Raw genomic sequence first — 362 nt, 5'->3', positions numbered from 1 at the left:
GAAAAATTAATAATACAAAAAACATATACTTTTTAAAAAAATAAAATTTTTCAAATATAGAAAATCAATAGAAGGAGAGAAGCTTAGTTAAAAGTTTGTTTGGTAAGCCAAAGGGAAAATTATAGCCCCCTTTAAAAAAGGGAAATCAAGTGTTAATAACACTTGACTATAATTATACAAATTAGTATAATTATTACTATAATTTTGTTTAACATTCTGTATCACCTCCTTTTTGGGCGTGATTGAATGCTAAAGGGGTTGCCGCCCCTTTGGCATTAACCCTTATGCAATTATACCAAAAACAAACTCTTTAACTTCTGAAACAATTTATGAAAGATTTTTGTATAAGTTTTAATATTTTA

The sequence above is a fragment of the Campylobacter sp. BCW_6873 genome (assembly GCF_001762365.1).
GTDB classification, from domain to species: domain Bacteria; phylum Campylobacterota; class Campylobacteria; order Campylobacterales; family Campylobacteraceae; genus Campylobacter_D; species Campylobacter_D jejuni.
The sequence above is the reverse complement of the archived record's forward strand: the minus strand, read 5'-3'. Positions refer to the sequence as shown.